The organism is Sphingobium sp. SCG-1 (genome assembly GCF_002953135.1).
GTDB lineage: Bacteria > Pseudomonadota > Alphaproteobacteria > Sphingomonadales > Sphingomonadaceae > Sphingobium.
The window spans coordinates 2,605,528-2,622,835 of record NZ_CP026372.1 but is presented as its reverse complement, the minus strand read 5'-3'; the positions used below and the strand labels follow the sequence as shown (position 1 = coordinate 2,622,835).

Genomic DNA, 17,308 nt, shown 5'->3' with positions numbered 1-17,308 from the left:
AGCGCTTCTACGCCAACCAAAAGCAATGGGAGGTAAAGCTTAAGGGCATATCCATCCATGCCTCAGCCCACTGAGCGCGGAACCCGCGACAGAGCGAGCAAGTCGCCCAATAATGCTTCTGCCTTGTCGAGCAGCCACGCATTGGGACCATCTGACAGAGCATTTTCAGGATCGGGATGGGTCTCCATGAAAAGGCCGTTGATCCCCGCACCGACGGCCGCGCGGGCCAGCAGCGGCACAAACTGCCTGTCACCGCCCGAGCGGTCGCCCAGGCCGCCCGGCCGTTGCACCGAGTGTGTCGCATCGAACACCACGGGACACCCCGTTTCCGCCATGGTCGCGAGGCCGCGCATATCCACTACCAGATTGTTATAGCCAAAACTCGTGCCACGTTCGCAAACGGTAATACAATCTGTGTCGACGCCAGCGCGCCCGGCGGCACCGCGAGCCTTCGCAACAACCTGCGCCATATCGGAAGGGGCCATAAACTGCGCCTTCTTTATGTTGACGGGCTTGCCTGTCGATGAGGCGGCCTCGATCAAATCCGTCTGCCGCGCAAGGAAGGCAGGCGTTTGCAGCATATCGACCGCATCGGCCGCGGCGCGCGCCTGCTCGGGCGTATGAATGTCCGTCAGCACCGGAAGGCCCGTTTCGGTACGAACCTTTTCGAGTATCCGCAAACCTTCCTCCATTCCGGGGCCGCGAAAGGTCGCGCCGGAAGAGCGGTTGGCTTTGTCGAAGCTGCTCTTGAAGATAAGGAACAGGTTCAGCCGCTCCGATACACCCTTGAGCGTTTCGGCAACGGAGAGGACCAACGCTTCGGATTCTATGACGCAAGGGCCTGCAATGACGAACAAAGGTGCGTCACCGCCAACAGGGTGTCCGGCAATCTTCATCGGTGATCCTATACTATCCCGCGCGCGTTCAGGATAGCCTCGATCGGCGCCGTATCGGTGGGGTTGTTAAGTTCGATCGCATCCCATGCCGGCGGATCGGCAGTGACGACGGCCACGGGTATCCCATGATAAAGGAAGCGCAACTGCTCCAGCCCTTCGATTGTTTCAAGGTCGGTGGGGGCAGCGCCGCATAGCGGGTAAGTGCGGAACGGCGATAGGCGTAGAGTCCCAAATGCAGCAGCACCGGGGGCGCTGCCTCAAGCGTGCTGCCTGGCGCTATGTGTGGCAACACGCGCTTGGAGAAATACAGCGCCTTTCCTTCTGCATTGCAGACGACTGTGGTGCCCCCAACGCGCTCTTGCATCTGATCCGTGACCAGATGTGCATAGACCGTGCCTGAGCAACGCACCGCGACGGTGGCGACATCGCAAGTGGGGTCAGCGCGCATATGATTTTCGAGGTCCATCACAAGCCATGACGGAGTCAACAAGGCGTCGCCCTGAAAATTTATTATGACGTCGATGTCATCAGGCAACGAGGAGAGCGCAGCGGCTACTCGTTCCGTACCATTCGCGGACTCTGGCGGGGTCATTGCCACGGCCGCGCCACACGCACGAGCCGCGTCGGCTATACGGTCATCGTCCGTCGCGACATACAAATGCGCCACGCCGGGAACTTCCCGTGCCGCTTCTATACTCCGCTGGATGAGCGGCTTGCTTATGCCGGTTGCACCCATCAACGGGGCCAGGGGCTTGCCGGGAAAGCGCGACGAAGCATAGCGCGCCGGGATTACGATAGCTGTAGTCATCGCACTGTCCTCGTCCCGCGCGAACGGGTCAGAGGGCAATCGCCATATTGTGAATATGCAGCAAGCCGATCGGCTGACGCGGGTTGTGCGCGCTCATTACAAAAACCACTGTGATCGCGGCCTCCGACAGCAGCGTCAGCGCATCTTCGATCGCTGTCCCGCTGGGAACGGTGATGGGATTGCGCGTCATGACATCCCCTGCTGTAGCGATCAGCATCTGATCGAAAGACCTACGCAAATCGCCGTCCGTTATGATGCCGACCAGATTCCCGTCATCATCGACAACGCCCGCCGCGCCTTTTCCGGTGGACGTCATTTCGAGCACCACATCGCGCATACCGGTGCCCGGCCGAACCAGAGGCAGCGCTTCGTCTTCGCGAAGCAGGCTGTCCACCGGCAGAAGCTTCCAGCCGATATTGCCGCCAGGGTGCAAGCGCATCAATTCCTTGCGCGACGTGCCGCGCATCTCCATCGCGGCAATCGCCAGCGCGTCGCCCAAGGCCAGCATCATGGTCGTAGATGTCGTGGGCGCGATCTTCACCGGGCAGGCCTCGCCTACGCGTGGCAGGCAAAGAGCAACCGTCGACTGCCGCGCAATCGGGGAGTCCGATTTGGAAGCAATGGAGATGATAGGGATGCTCGTCTGCCGGGCATGGGCGATGATCGCCCTCAATTCGACGGTTGCGCCCGAATTGGAAAGGACCAGCAAGCTGTCCGTCGGCATCACCATGCCGAGGTCTCCATGGGCCGCTTCAGCAGGATGTACGAAGAAGGCTGACGATCCTGTAGCGGCCAATGTCGCAGCGATTTTGCGCGCAATATGACCGGATTTGCCGATGCCGGTTACAATCACTCGGCCGGTGGTTGCGGTAATGATCCGAACAGCCGCAGCAAACTTCTCGTCAATCACAGCGCTGAGCGCACTTAGCCCTACAGCTTCCTGTTCGATTACCCGTCGACCGCTCTCAATTGAGGAGATGGTTGTATGCGTGGTCATAGCGGGTATCCCTGTAACTACTTACGCTTTTATGTCCCGAACTGGACGTTCTCTCTAGTCAAGACGCCTGCTAATGCAAGTCACATCTTGCAGCGCACAATGGCGGTTCCACGTTAATACATACTTATTTCTTAATATTTCCATGTTCATACAGATCAAGCCCCGCCTACAAGTCGCCAGGGCGTTTCGCACCTACGTCATGCCAGGGCTGGCCGATCCACCCCTTCAATTTGTCTCGGGCTTTCCACATCAGCCCGATCCGCTTGTAGGCAATGAACGGAACCGAAAACGGGTCCAACCCGGTCCAGAGGTAAAAAGGATTGCGACGCCCATAAGCCCATATCTCGATGCGTGTGGCTGGCCGGGCCGATGGACCTCTCGCATGAAAGCCGCCGGTATCCGCTACCACGAGCGTGTTGGCCTTAACTGCCAAGGCTGTAGGTTTAGGGAGACCCAGTTGTTGCAGTTCGGCTTCGTTCACACGCATCGAACCGCGCGCGGACAAATGATCGACACCCTCGGGCGCGGCGAGGCTTCGCGCCTTTTCCCATGCCAGACGTTCGGGCGTGAGCCGATGCGAACCCGGAGCATAGGTAAACGGTGCCTCATCCTCCGCCACGTCCGTCAGGAAATACCAGGCTTTCATCGTGGGATGAAAGGTGTCGGCGTGGAGCACTTCCTGCGGATCTGGAGGCGCGTCCGCGCGGTGCGAAAGGATCGTCTGAATGTAATAAAGCGGCTCACTCGCGTAACTGGCCACGTACCGCACCAAGCCTCGCCAACGTGGCGCCCTTAGCAACTCTGCAAGTTCGGGAATGTCGCGCAACGTCTTCTCATCGATCGCGATGCGGCGTGTAATGGTATCGCCCTGCAACATCTCACGCGCAGGGGAGGCGCGCTCCAGCAGACGTTGACGCAGCGTATCGAACTGAGCAGGCGCAAGGAAATTCGGGATGGCGACATAGCCTTGCGCGTCGAACTCACTACGATCTTGAGGGTGAACGAGATGCGCCAGCCGCCGCCGCCGAAAGGCGGCCGCATCATGCGCCAACTGCATTCGTTTGACGTGCAAACCCCATCCGTTCAACCGTTTGGATCCGATAAACGGGTTGTCCTTGAACGACTTAGCTCCCGTGGCGAGTTGTAGGACGTGCCACGGCGAGGCCGCTATTGTGCGAACGATGCGCTTCATCGGGCGCTTTTGCCGGTCGGTGGGGGCCAAGTAAAGGCAGGATTGCCATCAGGATTCTGCCTAAACTTCACCATCAACTACGGCCGGTGCTATGCTACTAATGACTTTCCCGCCTTGCAGCGGGTAATTGCGAGGCCGATCAAGAGCGCCTATGGGCAATTCTGCCAGGCTCGCGGCTTTTGGGGACGTTTTCAGGTGAATGCAGCGCTGCATCAGACGATAAAGACGCCGGGCGCCAGCCTTTCGTCGCTGCGCGTGCGCATTTATATGTGCAGCCTCGCCGCCGACCTCGCAACCCTCTTCGTCGCATTCGCACTCGCCAACCTGCTTGTGATCGGCAAGTTCGTCGGCGAGCCAGCCAAGCCGCATGGACTGGTCATGTTCGCCATGATCGCGCCGGTCTATGCGCTGCTGGCGATTCAGGCAGGCGTTTACGGCATCCGCAGCCTGGCCGCCGTGCGCGAGACTATCTTGCGGGCGTGCTGGGCGTTTGCGCAAGCCGTCATGCTGATGCTGGTCATCGTCTATTTCGGTAAAATCGCAGAACAGCTCTCGCGTCTCACATTCGTCGTTGGCGTGGGTTTCAGCTTGTGTGGATTGATCCTGCTGCGACCGGTGATGGCGCGGCTCATCCCGCGCATGATCGGCGAAATGCCCGCAATTGCCGTCGTGATTGTAGACAGCGTACCCTTCACGGCGCCTACGGGTACAGTGTTGCTGGATGCTCGCGTTCTGGGAATAGACCCAGTTCGTCATGATGCAGAAATGGCAGCGCGGCTGGCTTCTGCCGTCGGCCATGCCGAGCGCGTCATAGTGGCCTGTCCCAGCGAACGTATTAATGACTGGTCGATCGCGCTGAAGTCACTGGAAGCGCGCGGCGAAATCCTGGTGCCTGAGTTGATGCGTTTCGCGCCGGCCAAACTGGACGAATATGACCATCACCCCACGCTTGTCGTGGCAGGCGGGCCGCTCCAATATCGCGACCGGATCATCAAGCGGCTGTTCGACGTTCTTGTCGCGGGTATCGCGACGTTGCTTCTGTCACCTGTATTGTTGCTAACCGCACTGGCGGTAAAGTTGACGAGCCCCGGCCCCATATTGTTCCGGCAGCAGCGGCTCGGGCGCGACGCACGGCTGTTTTCGATCTACAAATTTCGAACGATGCGCAGCGACATGACCGATCATGCCGCCGCGCAACTGACCCAGCGCAGCGATCCGCGCGTCACACGTGTGGGCGCCTTCCTCCGCCGGACCAGCATCGACGAACTGCCGCAGATATTGAACGTACTAAAAGGCGATATGAGCATTGTCGGGCCGCGTCCCCATGCGCCCGCCGCCCGCGCCGCCGACAAGCTATATTGGGAAGTGGACGATCGTTACTGGGAGCGGCACTGCATCAAGCCGGGGATCACTGGACTCGCGCAAGTACGCGGGCATCGCGGCGCGACGAATGCACATCAGGATCTGATCGATCGCCTCCAATCCGATCTTGAATACGTCACCAACTGGTCGGTGTGGCGTGATCTGCGGATCGTATTTGCTACGTTACGCGTGCTGGTGCACGACAAGGCCTACTGATTTGCCGCAAGCCGAGTTAGGGCCGGCCGGTCCGGCAGGTGCCCGCCCATCCATCGTAGCCCGGCTGGAGAACTCAGCCCGCATTCTGGCCCTGGTGAAGATCGGCAATGTCGGTCTTACGATGCTGTGGGGCTTCGCTGTCACTTATGTCTTTGTCCGCCTGCTCCCACTGCATGAGTTTCGGGCGTTTCTGCTACTGGTGGCGTTCGGCAACTTCACGGTCTCTGCGGAACTCGGGCTTACCAGCATAGCCTATAACCGCCTCCGCCGTCATTGGCTTGCGGCGAAGGGGCAGGGGGACGCGTCCGACTTTCGAGCGGAGGAACTAGGCGTCCTTGTGGCTCTGCTGGGCGGATTGATGCTGGCCAGCACGGTCATGATGATCGGCGCGGTACTCTCCGGCATTATTTCAACAACCTACCCCTGGCTCTTCATCCTGTTCTTCCTGACCGCATGTCTCAATCTGTTCGCGACGCTCTCCAAACGGGCACTGGCCGCCGTAGATCGCAACATGCTGTGGGAAGGGCTGGATATCGGCCGACGGCTCGCGTCGCTGCTCCTCCTGTTCGCTGCATTGCACGGACTGGACATCACGATATCGGTCCTGCTGCAACTGCTGCTGACGATCGCCACAGTTCTATTGGCTCTATCGCTCCTGCACCGCCGCCTTTCCCTGAAGCCGATGCAGTGGCTCGCACTGCGTGTAGGCGGCGGACATGTGCGCAAGCACTACCTCGCGGATTTCGGCGCGTCGGCGGCATTAACCGTGTCGGAAGTAGCCGCCTATAACGCGCCTTATTTTCTGATTGCTCTGGCGACGCATGATCCTCGCCCGCTGCTTCTGTTCGATTTTCTGTTCAAGATGAGCCGCGCGCTCAGTGCCCTTGTTCGCGCCACGATAGAAGCGGCGCTGCCACGCATCACTGCCGCCTGGTATAGAGGCGATGCGCCCCGGTTTCGCCAATTGCTCTTGCGCGGCGTTGCGGTGGCCAGCGTCATGGCGGCAAGCATCGCCGCAGCACTGATGGTGATCGGTCCGCAGTTGGTATCCACGCTTTTTGACGGAAAGCTCGTCGTCGGCCGATGGGAACTCGCGTTGATCGGTTTGCTTCTGCTGGGTCTCGGCGTCACATGCGTGTCGGTATACGTGCAGGCCGCGCTCGGACGCTTCCGTCTGCTGCTGCGTCAGTCGCTGCCGTTCCTCGCCGGATCGCTGCTTTGCGTTCCAGTGTCAGCCTTTTTGGCGACACCGACCATGCCGTTCATGGCGATCTTCCCCTTTCTCGTCGTAGCGACTTATCTCGGCACCGGCATCCTGCATGCCTTCGCATTGCGGCGTCTTTCAGCCAGTGTAGCGTGATGAAAGTCGCAATGATTGATCCATCGCTCTTTACCGGGCGCTATGACGACAGCCTGTGCACTGCCATGGGAGGGCAGGGGCATGAGGTGACACTCTACGGGCGCCCTCTACGCAGCACCGATGCGATTCAGCCGCAACTCTACAAATATAGCAAACGCTACTTTCGATTCGGCGAGGCGCTGCGCCCGCTGATCGGCGAAGGCGCTGCCTTTCGTGCCATCAAGGCCGCCGAATATATGGCCGATAGCCTCATCGGCCCAAAGCCCGCCGCAGATGTTATCCATTATCAGTGGCTACCTTTTGCCCCGGCAGACCGGCACATTCTCCGCCGCCTGGAAGTTGCGGGAACGCCCCTTGTCCACACGGTTCATAACGCCAGCGCATATCATGGCGATGCGGCGTTGCAGGGCAGGGGCTACGCCTCATTGCTCGACCACTTCGACCAATTGATCGTGCATGGCGGAACCACGCGCGATGCGCTGGTCGTGCAAGGCGTGGCGGCGGATCGTATTGCAGTCGTACCGCACCCGCCGATGCGTTTGGCGGCCGCGACGGAGCAAAGTCGAGCCGCAGTCCCCCATGCCGCGCTGCCGCGCCTGCTCTTCTTTGGAACTATCCGTCCGTATAAGGGGCTCGATCTGCTGATCGACGCCTGCCTCTCGCTATGGAAAAGCGGCGCGCGCTTCGAACTCGCCATCGCGGGCAAACCATTCATGGAGATCGCGCCACTCCTCACGACCGTAACCGATGCTGGTTTTGGAGATCATCTCCGAACTGATCTTGGCTTCCTTGAAGAAAGCCGCCTCACAGCCTGGATCGAAAGCGCTGATCTGCTGGCCTTCCCCTATCGTCATATTGACTCCAGTGGCGCTTTCCTTTCCGCACTTCATCATGGAAAGGCGACCGTCTGCACCGACACCGGGCTGTTCGGCTCTCTCCCTGACACCTCCGAAGGCAAATCCCCCGTGACCTTGGTTCCGACCGAAGATGCGCCTGCTCTTGCGCAGAGCCTCTTGCCGCTGATCGAGAGCGCTGCCATCAGGCGCGAAATGGGCGCACGCGCTGCGGCGCTGGGGCAACGCCTTGGCGACTGGAATGAGGCAGGATCATTGACGGTGGATGTTTACAGGGAGGCCCAGTTACGCGCCGCGCACCGCGCCGGGGCACGCGCATGAGCCCACGCGTCAAACGTGAGTTGCGCGATCGCTGGCTGGCCCTGCGGCTGTCGTTCCGGGGCCGCGTGCATGAATATCCCGAAGTTCTGCAATTGCGGCGCTTTGTCGCAGCCTTCGACATCGACTGCATCATTGATGTCGGCGCAAATGCGGGTCAGCATGCCACGATGCTCCGCCGCGACGTCGGGTTCAGCGGCACGATCTTGTCGTTCGAACCGAACCCGCAAGTCTTTCCCGCGCTGGAAAAGAATGCTTCGCGCGATCCACATTGGCACGCCTTCAACATCGCGCTGTCGAATGTTGACGGCACCGCGCAATTCAACGTGATGGCCGCCGATCAGTTTAGCTCGCTCGAAACGCCCGCAGATGCGATGGACCCAATCTTCCACGATCGTAATCGCGTCGCTCAAACTGTCGACGTGCAGTGCCGCCGCCTGGATGGCCTCTATCCAGAGCTTAAGGTAGCCCATGGATGTTCAAGAACATTACTCAAGATGGATACGCAAGGACACGATCGCCTTGTGTGCGAAGGCGCCGGTGCGATGCTGGACAGCATGGTCGGCATTCAGACTGAACTGGCGATAAGACCGCTTTATCAGGGCGGCACGGGATATCGTGCCATGATCGACCTGCTCGACGGCCACGGCTTCGTACCAAGCGCCTTTTTCGCGAACAACAAGGGACATTTCCCACGCCTCGTCGAAATGGATGGTCTGTTCGTCAGCCGCCGCGTGCTGCGCGACGATCCGGTATAAAGACCTACTTTCCGTCAGCTACGCTACGGTTGTCATCTTTGCGTAACAATAGACGCAAAAGCGTAACATCAGAGTCTTTGAAAAGACTTCCAAATACAATCAGGCTGTCATGAGGGACGCCTAGTCGCCGCTTCGAGGGCGGCAGGGGGCACGCTGATTCGCTTACTAATCCCCATGTCGCTCCGTTGATTTTCACAAACCGGTCAGGGCCGGAGCGGAGACGATATGTCCTATACTTCACGCATTTCGAAGATTTTGCTCGCAACCTGCGCGGTAGCGGCGCTGAGCGCATGTGGTGCCGACGACGTTGCGTCGCCGGGCGAAGGCGTGATCATTGCTCCTACGCCGACGCCTAGCCCTACGCCAACTCCCGGGCCGGCTCCTACACCTACGCCGACACCTGGCGCTCCTTACAGTGGCCCAATTCCGTCGGGGTTCATCGACCGCGGTGTCGTGAACAACAGGCGTGTCTTGGAGATGCCGACACGCTTCACCCAGGACACTACTCTACAGAACCTTCCAGGCGCAGTGTATTCGTTGGCTGGTCCAGTCAACGTAGGCACGGATGTCGGTGGTGCAGGAAATGCAGCCGGTGGCCAGGCTGTGACGCTCACCATTCAGCCCGGCGTCGTCGTGATCGCATCTTCCGGCAATGACTACCTGATCGTAAATCGCGGGTCGCGCCTGAACGCAGTCGGCACCGCCAGCCAGCCGATCATCTTCACGGCTCGTGCCAATCTTGAAGGTACGACGACGGACAGCAGTCAAGGCCTTTGGGGCGGCATCATCGTGTTGGGCCGTGCGCCGATCAGCGATTGCAACACCAACGTACCTGGTGGCGACGTTGCCTGCCAGAACGTCATCGAAGGCACCACTAGTGCACTGTATGGCGGCGCGACACCTGCCGATAACAGCGGCAGCATTCAGTATGTCCAAATCCGCTATTCCGGCTTTGCAATTGCGCCAGGTAATGAGCTTCAGGGCCTGACGCTGGGCGGTGTCGGCAGCGGGACCACGATCAACAACATTCAGGTCCATAACAGCTCGGACGACGGCATCGAAATCTTCGGTGGCCGTGCGAACCTGAAAAACCTGGTCGTTACCGGTGCGGACGATGATGGTCTGGACACCGATCTTGGCTACCAGGGCTTTGTGCAATTCCTGATCGCGGTGCAACGCGACGCGAGCAACGGCGACTCCATGGTGGAAGCCGACACCAACCTCAATGAAGATGCACTGCCGCGTCAGAATACACGTCTTGCGAACTTCACGTTTGTCCAGCGCAGCACCGTCCAGGGTCTAAATGCGATGCTGCTTCGCGGCGGTACGGATTACACCATGGTCAACGGTGTTGTTGTCGCGCCCCGCAATTGCCTCGACATTGATGCCACCAACGGCACGACGACGCGTGCGCCGGATACCACTTTGCAGGACAATGGTCCGCCGCGTTTCAATTCGGTTGTGTTGTCGTGCCAGACGGCTTTCACGGAAGATAACAATGTTCCCGCGGCGACGATCAACACGATCTTCACGACGGCGCCGAGTTCGGGCAACAATGCTGCCTTCACTTCCTCGTTGGTCAACGTGTTCACCAATGGCGCGAACGAAAGTGCAGTGGCCGCATTCAACGCCTCTACGCTGAACCCGACAGGCAGCAGCTTCTTCGTCAACACCAGCTACATCGGTGCGGTCCGTGACGCTTCGGACACATGGTACGCGGGTTGGACGTGCAACGCGAGCTATGTCAGCTTCGGCAGCACGAGTGCTAACTGCACGGCGCTTCCGACCAACTGATATCCAATGCGCGCTAGTCAGGGGGCGGCGGCGCAAGCGTCGCCGCCCCCTGATCCTGTATAATCCCTCGGGGGTAATATCATGACCAAGCCCATCGCCTTTGGTAGCCTGCTGCTGCTGACCACTGCGCTCGTTCCGCCTGCCCTTGCGCAATCTGATCCTGCAACATCGAGCGCGCCTTCCGCCACCGCGACCCCTTCTGCGACCGCACCGCAGGGAGCGGCGCAGTCCGCAGATGCTGCCGCCGCGCCGCAGGAGGACACGCCTCAGGACCAGGTTGACGTCTCTACGCCAGGCGGAGACGTGGGCGGCGATATCGTCGTTGTTGGCCGCTACATCCCAGAGCCGGTGAGGGCCACCCCCGAGATCGTCAGCGTTCTTTCCAGCGCCGATATTGCGCGGACGGGCGAGGGCGACATCGCTGGTGCTCTCCAGCGCGTTACGGGTCTCAGTGTTGTCGGCAACGGCTTCGTTTTCGTTCGCGGCCTCGGCGATCGTTACTCCCTGGCGCTCCTCAACGGATCGCCATTGCCAAGCCCCGAGCCGCTTCGTCGCGTCGTTCCCCTCGATATCTTCCCGACCAGCGTCATTGCGTCTTCTCTGGTGCAAAAGAGCTATTCGGCCAACTATCCCGGTGAGTTCGGCGGCGGCGTCATCAACCTCACGACCATCGCCATCCCTAAAGAAACATTCTTCAATGTCGGCACATCGCTCAGCGGCAATTCTGAAACCACCGCCAGGCTTGGCTACACCTACGACGGAAGTGACCTCGACTTCCTGGGTTTCGACAACGGCTTACGTGACTTTCCAAAAGGTCTCAGCGATGCGGTACGAAGCGGCACGCTTGCTAGCAGGCCTCTTGCCGAGAGGCAGGCGTTCGCCGCAGGTCTGGTGAATGCCCAAACGTCGCTTTTGCAGCGCAACTCCGACATTCCCGCCAACTTTGCGAGCGACGTCAGCTTTGGTACTTCATCGGATCTGCCGGATGGACGGATCGGCATCATTGCCGCGGCGGGCTACAGCAGCACCTGGCGCACACGCAACATCCGTCAGCAATTCTCGGCTGATCCCAACCTTGCTGGCATCAATACCGACCGCCAGACCGTCATCACCGACAATCGTGTGGTCGTAAACGGCCTGCTGGGCGTCGGCGCTGAATTTGGCGAGCACAAGCTGCGCTGGACCAACCTCTACATTCGCGACACTGTGAAGCAGGGCCGCTTGTCGGTTGGATACACCGACAGCATCGGCGGCGCAGAGCCTGTGGCGAACCCCGACTTTTATGGCACGCCGCCCGTTATCGAGCAGAACACCAACTGGTTTGAACGTCAGTTGATCAACACGCAGTTGGTTGGCGAGTTCAAGTTCGGCGACCTCAGTGTCGACCTGCGTGGCGCTTACGCCAATACGCAACGGGAATCGCCCTATGAGCGTACTTTCGTCTACACCTACAACAGTGGCGTGAACGACTATATCAATTCCCTTACAAGCAGCGGCGGGCAGGAAGCCAGCATCGCATTTTCGGATCTGAGCGAGGATCTGTATTCTGGAGCAGCGGACGTGTCTTACAGCGTTCCGGGCGCCCGCAGGATCGTCCTTTCGGGTGGTTACGCGTATACGAAGACGCAGCGCCAATCCTCTCGCTACCTCCTGTCCTACATCGCTTCGAGCACTTTGCCCCTTACGGTTGCGCAAGAGCGCCCGGATTATCTTATTTCCGACTACAACATCTACAACTACGGCATCGGTCTCCGTGATGACTCGGGCGCGCAAGGGGCGGCATTGTATACCGCTGACCTCGAAATCAACGCCGGGTATGGCCAGGCCGAGATCGAGATCGTCGATGGCCTTCGTCTGACAGGTGGCGTTCGGTATGAAGACGCCACGCAGTCGGTGACAACGGGTGGCGCTACCGAGGAAACCAACCTTAGCAATAACTATTGGCTCCCGTCGGCCACCGTGACGTGGAATTTTGCGCCGGACTGGCAATTCCGTGTCGCGGGATCGAAAACAATAGCCCGTCCTCAATTCCGCGAACTCGCGCGCCAGATTTATCAAGACTTTGAAGCCGATCGTGAGTTCCGTGGGAATCCTGCTCTCAGGGATAGCGAGTTGTTAAATGCAGAAGCTCGCTTTGAATGGTATTGGGGCCGGGATCAGCGAGTGTCGCTGGCCGGGTTCTACAAGAAAATCGACAACCCGATTGAGCAGGTGTCGTTCCTGGCAAGCGGCGCGCAGCTCTCTACCGGCTTCGCAAATGCTCCTGAAGCGACGCTTTACGGCGCAGAATTGGAAGTGCAGAAGTATGTGCCGCTACAGGGGCTAGGCGCATGGTTCGAATCCAAGCGTCTGGTACTGATCGGCAACTACACCTATACGCAGTCCGAACTGAAAATCGACAACAGCGCTGTGATTGGACCGAATGGCGAGGCCGTGACGGCAAACGTCTTGTTCCGCGATGGCCAGCCTCTCACGGGTCAGTCAGACCATATAGCTAACGTCCAGATCGGACTTGAAGATACGGATCGGCTCCTGCAATTCACTGTGCTCGGCAACTATTCCAGCGAACGGGTGACCAGCCGTGGTCTTAATAGCGTGCAGCAGCCTGACATCATCGAAAAGCCGGGCTTCCGACTTGATCTCGTCATGCGGGCAGGAACGGATTTCATGGGCATACCTGTCGAATTCAAGGCAGAGGCCCGCAACCTGACGCGGACCAAGTATCAAGAATTCCAGCGCAGCGGAGCCAATCGTGTCGACATCAATCGATATGAACTGGGCCGGAGTTTCTCACTGGGTGCGACAGTAAAGTTCTAAAATTGGCGAGCGGCCTTGGGGCTACCCCCAGGGCCGCTCTCGATACCATTTGGTAATCACATATTTAAGGCCGCTGCGCACCTTCATCCCGTGATGGATGGTAGCGGGGTTCAGTGTACCATCCGGTTGCCTGTTGTCCCACGCCAGCAGCTTGCCTAGCTCAGGCTGGATCGTCTTCCCGACTTTCGTGAAGCGCGTTGCACCGCCGGCGGGGGTCTCGTTCAGGTAGACCATGACTGTCCAGGTCCGGTTGCCCGCGACAGTGCAGTATTTTGCGAAGTCCTGCCCATTCGGCTCGAAATAATCGGTGTGCGCCTTGAACTCCTGACCCACAGAATAGCGCTGCCCTTGCAGCGGCTCGCCAAATTTAGGGTCGATCCCGACATAGTTAGCAATCGCCTGATCGATCTGCGCGACGAACGGGTCTAAAGGGTCGAGATCGCAGGTTTCGCTGGTCCGGAAATAGCCGTCGCCATTTGCATCGGCTATGTCTGATGGACGGCGGTTTGCCTCTATGCGTGTGACGAGTTCAACGCATTGTGCTTCCGACAGGAAGTGGCGTTGAATGAAGAGCGTGAGATCGCGGCTGGGAAATCGCTGGACGCCGGGGTAAGCGGCGATTCGAGCGGTAGCATCGGCGCCAGGCGCAGCGGAAGAGGTCGTAGACATGGCTCTGCCTAACGAAAATTAAAGGCTGCGCCAATTGCTTGATGTACTGCAATAAAAGTGTCGTATTTGCGTCACGTAACGGTAAGAATGGACGCCTAACTGAACTGCACCGGGCCATTCCGGGGGGAGCTGCGCAACACATGTCGAGAGCGATCACGGATGCCATCCGCGCACGCGCTGCGTTGCTGGCGCGACGCCTGCCGCGTGGCGGTCGCTCCATCAATCCGGTCTCCGTGCTGGAGTGGCTTGTCCTGGCGCTAGTCGCAATCCAGATTGCACGCCTCATTTGGGCCATTGCTACCCCGGTGTCGAGCTTTGGAGCATGGGCAGGACGACAGGTCGTCGTTCCTTCCGCAATAGAGCGGCAGGCGCTTTTTACACGCTTCGATCCGTTCTTCCGTACGCCTGAAGCTGCAACAAGCGGTAGCCCCGTGGTCACGTCGCTTGCGCTCACGGTATACGGCATCCGCGTCAATGAAGGATCAGGGCAGGGGAGCGCGATCGTCGCCACACCCGACGGTCTCCAGAACAGCTTTGCCGTGGGTGATGAGATTCTGCCCGGTGTGAAGCTGAAGGCTGTTGCCTTCGATCACATCGTCATCGACCGGGGTGGTGCTGAGGAAACAGTCTTCCTCGACCAGTCGCAAGCTGCACCTGTGGCCGATCCGAACGCCTCAGCCGATCCGTCCTCCGGCTCTGGACAGACCGTCCCGCAAAATGTCGTGCCGCAAAGCCTCACCCCCGCAGCGATCAGGTCGGACATCGGCTTTAGTCCCCGCACGGAAGGCGGACGCGTCACGGGCCTCGTCCTTTCACCTAAAGGTGCGATGTTTCAAAGCGCCGGGTTCCAACCCGGCGATATCGTGACGCAAGTAAACGGTCGTCCGATCACGTCGATGTCCGACCTCCAGGCATTGCAGAACCAGATTGCGCCCGGCGCCCGCATTTCCCTGATGGTGGAACGCGGCGCGTCTACCGTACCCATCGCCCTGACATTGCAAGGTTCATGAAAATCCAGCTTCTTCTTCGCGGCGCCGCCCTGGCGCTGGTCCTCTCCGCGCCGCTCTCCTCAGCTGCGCAGGCGCAACAGACGCTGAACGTCCGCGATGCCGATATCCGCGCCTTCATTCAGGACGCCGCGCGCGTCACCGGGCGGACCTTCATCATCGACAGCCGTGTGCAAGGGAAAGTATCGGTGGTTACCGACCGACCGCTCTCCCGATCCGAATATTTCGAAATATTCCTGTCCACGCTGCGCGCCAACGGCCTCGTCGCTGTCCCGTCGGCGGGCGGCGCGTATCGCATCCAGCCGGCCGACAGCGCGGCGGGACAACCGAGCAGCGTCGGCCGCGCCGCTAACCGCAATCAGTTCGTAACCGAAGTCTTCCGCCTCCGGTCGATCGATGCGGCGTCGGCGCTGGAAACCCTGCGTCCGCTCGTGAGCAAGGATGGATCAGTCACCGCAAACAGAGGCGGGAACAGTGTGGTCGTCGCGGACTATGCTGACAACATCCAGCGCATCCGCCAGGTCATCGCGCGGATCGATCGCGACACCGCCGCCACGCAGATGGTGATGTTGAAGAACGCGGGCGCGCGTGAAATCGCCACGTCGCTACAGGCGCTGGTCGGCACTGGTGGAGGCGGCGAAGGCGCGCCTGCGGGTGCGACCGCAACTGTAGTGCCGATCGACAGCAGCAATGCGATAGCCCTTCGCGGCGATCCCGGCACTGTTGCGCGTCTTGCCGATATGGCGCGGCAACTGGATCGTCAGGCTGCCGCAGGCACCGAAATCCGCGTCTACTGGCTTGAACATGCCGATGCCGAGAAGCTGTTGCCTGTCCTCCAGCAACTCGTCGGACAGGGTGGAGGCACGCAAGCGATCGAAGCCGCCGCCACCGTAGCCAAGGGCGGATCAGCCGTGCCTGCCGCTGCGCCTGCGCCGGCACCGAGCACCTCCGGCAATGCGGGCACGGGCAGCAGCATATCGACGCGCGGCCCCGCGATCGTCACGCGCTATGAAGGCGCAAATGCGATCATTGTCGCGGCGAACAGCGACGTACAGCGGATGCTGGGCGAGACCATTCGTCAGATCGATACGCGTCGCGAACAGGTGCTGGTTGAGGCGATCATCGTCGAGATCGGCGACAATGCAGCGCGGCAATTGGGTGTGCAATTCCTGATCGGCAGCACCAAGACCGGCTTTGCGGCGACCAACTACAGCAATGCCAGCCCGAACATCCTGACGCTGGCGGGCGCCTATGCATCCACCACGCTTAATCAAACCACAACCACCGTCGTGGCGCCGGACGGCACCCGCACCACCACAAGCACGACTGAGAATGGAGATCTTTCCAACACCTTGCAGCAGGCAGCAGTCGATTCGCTGTTGAATGCGACAGGCGGCTTCGGCGGCGTAGCGACGGGCTTGGGCAGGAACGGCTTGTTCGGGGCGATCATCAATGCGGTGCGCAGCGATACCGACAGCAACATCCTCTCCACGCCGTCGGTGATGACGCTAGACAACCAGAAGGCCAGCATCCTCGTGGGTCAGGAAGTACCCGTCACGACCGGCGAGGCACTGAGCCAGAATTTCGACAATCAATTCCGCACTGTGCAACGTCAGAACGTCGGTGTGCAACTTGAGGTAAAGCCGCAGATCAACGCGGGCGGCGCAATCAAGCTGTTCCTGCGGCAGGAAGTCAGCAGCATCGCTGGCCCCGTATCGAGCAGCAGCAGTGATCTCATCATTAACAAGCGCGAGATCGAGACGACTGTCACCGTGGACGATGGCGAGATACTGGCATTGGGCGGCCTGCTCGACGATAATGAGCGTCGCACGATCGAGCGTATTCCGATCCTGAGCGATATTCCGCTGGTGGGTGAAATCTTCAAGTCGCGGAGCAAATCACGGGCTAAGACGAACCTGATGGTGTTCATCCGGCCGACGATCCTGCGCAGCAAGGAAGACGCGCAACGCCTGACCGCCCAGCGTTATGGCTATATCCGCGGCCAGCAATTGCTCAGCAATCCCAATGAAGAACCGAGCCTCGACGAGCTTCTTCGCGATTATATGGGTACAACGCCTCCGGTTGCGCCACAGCCGGGCGACGTGACGGCGAGTGGAGGGGCGGTTGCACCTGCTCCCGTACCCAGCACGCCGGTCATCACGACGCCAGAAGTCCGCTCCTCTACCAGTGTTGTGCGTCCGGTGCAGATTCCGCCGAGTGAGCCGAAGCGATGACGCCTGAACACTACCTTCATCATGAC

At 59.8% G+C, this 17,308-nt stretch carries 13 protein-coding genes; 8 read left to right on the top strand and 5 right to left on the bottom strand.

All coding sequences use genetic code 11. The annotated features are described in order from the left end of the window. Positions 1-62: 62 nt before the first annotated feature. From kdsA to C1T17_RS11990, 4 genes are all read right to left on the bottom strand, one after another. Positions 63-896 (bottom strand): 3-deoxy-8-phosphooctulonate synthase, encoded by an 834-nt coding sequence (gene kdsA, locus C1T17_RS12005; protein WP_104953647.1) that lies wholly within the window; start codon positions 894-896, stop codon positions 63-65. Between the two features lie 28 nt (positions 897-924). Next, positions 925-1,704 carry a cytidylyltransferase domain-containing protein gene (locus C1T17_RS12000; protein WP_317617044.1) on the bottom strand — a complete coding sequence of 260 codons (780 nt, stop codon included), beginning with the start codon at positions 1,702-1,704 and terminating at the stop codon, positions 925-927. A gap of 28 nt (positions 1,705-1,732) precedes the next feature. Further along, entirely contained in the window at positions 1,733-2,701 is a 969-nt protein-coding gene (locus C1T17_RS11995; protein WP_104953646.1) for an SIS domain-containing protein, read from the bottom strand. A 166-nt stretch (positions 2,702-2,867) separates the two neighbouring features. Further along, positions 2,868-3,893 (bottom strand): phytanoyl-CoA dioxygenase family protein, encoded by a 1,026-nt coding sequence (locus C1T17_RS11990; RefSeq protein ID WP_104953645.1) that lies wholly within the window; start codon positions 3,891-3,893, stop codon positions 2,868-2,870. Positions 3,894-4,160: 267 nt separating this feature from the next. On the opposite strand from C1T17_RS11990, the gene C1T17_RS11985 reads away from it, so the two are divergent. From C1T17_RS11985 to C1T17_RS11960, 6 genes are all read left to right on the top strand, one after another. Next, positions 4,161-5,471 carry an exopolysaccharide biosynthesis polyprenyl glycosylphosphotransferase gene (locus tag C1T17_RS11985; RefSeq protein ID WP_104955187.1) on the top strand — a complete coding sequence of 437 codons (1,311 nt, stop codon included), beginning with the start codon at positions 4,161-4,163 and terminating at the stop codon, positions 5,469-5,471. A gap of 64 nt (positions 5,472-5,535) precedes the next feature. After that, the gene (locus C1T17_RS11980) at positions 5,536-6,831 is read left to right on the top strand and encodes a hypothetical protein (RefSeq protein WP_223262936.1); all 1,296 of its coding nucleotides are present in this window, start codon (positions 5,536-5,538) and stop codon (positions 6,829-6,831) included. Then, a complete protein-coding gene (locus C1T17_RS11975) occupies positions 6,831-8,006 on the top strand; it encodes a glycosyltransferase (protein WP_104953643.1) in 1,176 nt (391 codons plus the stop codon). Before C1T17_RS11980 ends, C1T17_RS11975 begins: the two co-directional genes overlap by 1 nt. Next, the gene (locus tag C1T17_RS11970) at positions 8,003-8,761 is read left to right on the top strand and encodes an FkbM family methyltransferase (protein WP_104953642.1); all 759 of its coding nucleotides are present in this window, start codon (positions 8,003-8,005) and stop codon (positions 8,759-8,761) included. The genes C1T17_RS11975 and C1T17_RS11970 overlap by 4 nt, the downstream gene beginning before the upstream one ends. 225 nt (positions 8,762-8,986) lie before the next feature. Next, positions 8,987-10,555, top strand: coding sequence for a hypothetical protein (locus tag C1T17_RS11965; protein ID WP_104953641.1), 1,569 nt, complete (start codon positions 8,987-8,989; stop codon positions 10,553-10,555). An 81-nt stretch (positions 10,556-10,636) separates the two neighbouring features. Next, on the top strand, positions 10,637-13,372 hold the full coding sequence (locus C1T17_RS11960) for a TonB-dependent receptor domain-containing protein (RefSeq protein ID WP_104953640.1): 2,736 nt from the start codon (positions 10,637-10,639) through the stop codon (positions 13,370-13,372). Between the two features lie 21 nt (positions 13,373-13,393). Here the strand turns inward: C1T17_RS11960 and C1T17_RS11955 are convergent, their stop codons facing one another. Further along, positions 13,394-14,041: a prolyl hydroxylase family protein gene (locus C1T17_RS11955; protein WP_104953639.1), complete on the bottom strand. Its 648-nt coding sequence runs from the start codon at positions 14,039-14,041 to the stop codon at positions 13,394-13,396. A gap of 140 nt (positions 14,042-14,181) precedes the next feature. Between C1T17_RS11955 and C1T17_RS11950 the strand changes: the two genes are divergently transcribed. Both C1T17_RS11950 and gspD read left to right on the top strand, forming a co-directional pair. Beyond that, entirely contained in the window at positions 14,182-15,051 is an 870-nt protein-coding gene (locus C1T17_RS11950) for a type II secretion system protein N (protein WP_104953638.1), read from the top strand. Next, positions 15,048-17,282 carry a type II secretion system secretin GspD gene (gspD, locus tag C1T17_RS11945; protein WP_104953637.1) on the top strand — a complete coding sequence of 745 codons (2,235 nt, stop codon included), beginning with the start codon at positions 15,048-15,050 and terminating at the stop codon, positions 17,280-17,282. Before C1T17_RS11950 ends, gspD begins: the two co-directional genes overlap by 4 nt. The last annotated feature ends 26 nt before the right edge of the window (positions 17,283-17,308 follow it).

What these genes read in the sequence shown, in the direction of transcription:
- kdsA (WP_104953647.1), bottom strand. Translation starts at nt 896, where the DNA reads ATGAAGATTGCCGGACACCCTGTTGGCGGTGACGCACCTTTGTTCGTC.
- C1T17_RS12000 (WP_317617044.1), bottom strand. Translation starts at nt 1,704, where the DNA reads ATGACTACAGCTATCGTAATCCCGGCGCGCTATGCTTCGTCGCGCTTT.
- C1T17_RS11995 (WP_104953646.1), bottom strand. Translation starts at nt 2,701, where the DNA reads ATGACCACGCATACAACCATCTCCTCAATTGAGAGCGGTCGACGGGTA.
- C1T17_RS11990 (WP_104953645.1), bottom strand. Translation starts at nt 3,893, where the DNA reads ATGAAGCGCATCGTTCGCACAATAGCGGCCTCGCCGTGGCACGTCCTA.
- C1T17_RS11985 (WP_104955187.1), top strand. Translation starts at nt 4,161, where the DNA reads ATGTGCAGCCTCGCCGCCGACCTCGCAACCCTCTTCGTCGCATTCGCA.
- C1T17_RS11975 (WP_104953643.1), top strand. Translation starts at nt 6,831, where the DNA reads ATGAAAGTCGCAATGATTGATCCATCGCTCTTTACCGGGCGCTATGAC.
- C1T17_RS11970 (WP_104953642.1), top strand. Translation starts at nt 8,003, where the DNA reads ATGAGCCCACGCGTCAAACGTGAGTTGCGCGATCGCTGGCTGGCCCTG.
- C1T17_RS11965 (WP_104953641.1), top strand. Translation starts at nt 8,987, where the DNA reads ATGTCCTATACTTCACGCATTTCGAAGATTTTGCTCGCAACCTGCGCG.
- C1T17_RS11960 (WP_104953640.1), top strand. Translation starts at nt 10,637, where the DNA reads ATGACCAAGCCCATCGCCTTTGGTAGCCTGCTGCTGCTGACCACTGCG.
- C1T17_RS11955 (WP_104953639.1), bottom strand. Translation starts at nt 14,041, where the DNA reads ATGTCTACGACCTCTTCCGCTGCGCCTGGCGCCGATGCTACCGCTCGA.
- C1T17_RS11950 (WP_104953638.1), top strand. Translation starts at nt 14,182, where the DNA reads ATGTCGAGAGCGATCACGGATGCCATCCGCGCACGCGCTGCGTTGCTG.
- gspD (WP_104953637.1), top strand. Translation starts at nt 15,048, where the DNA reads ATGAAAATCCAGCTTCTTCTTCGCGGCGCCGCCCTGGCGCTGGTCCTC.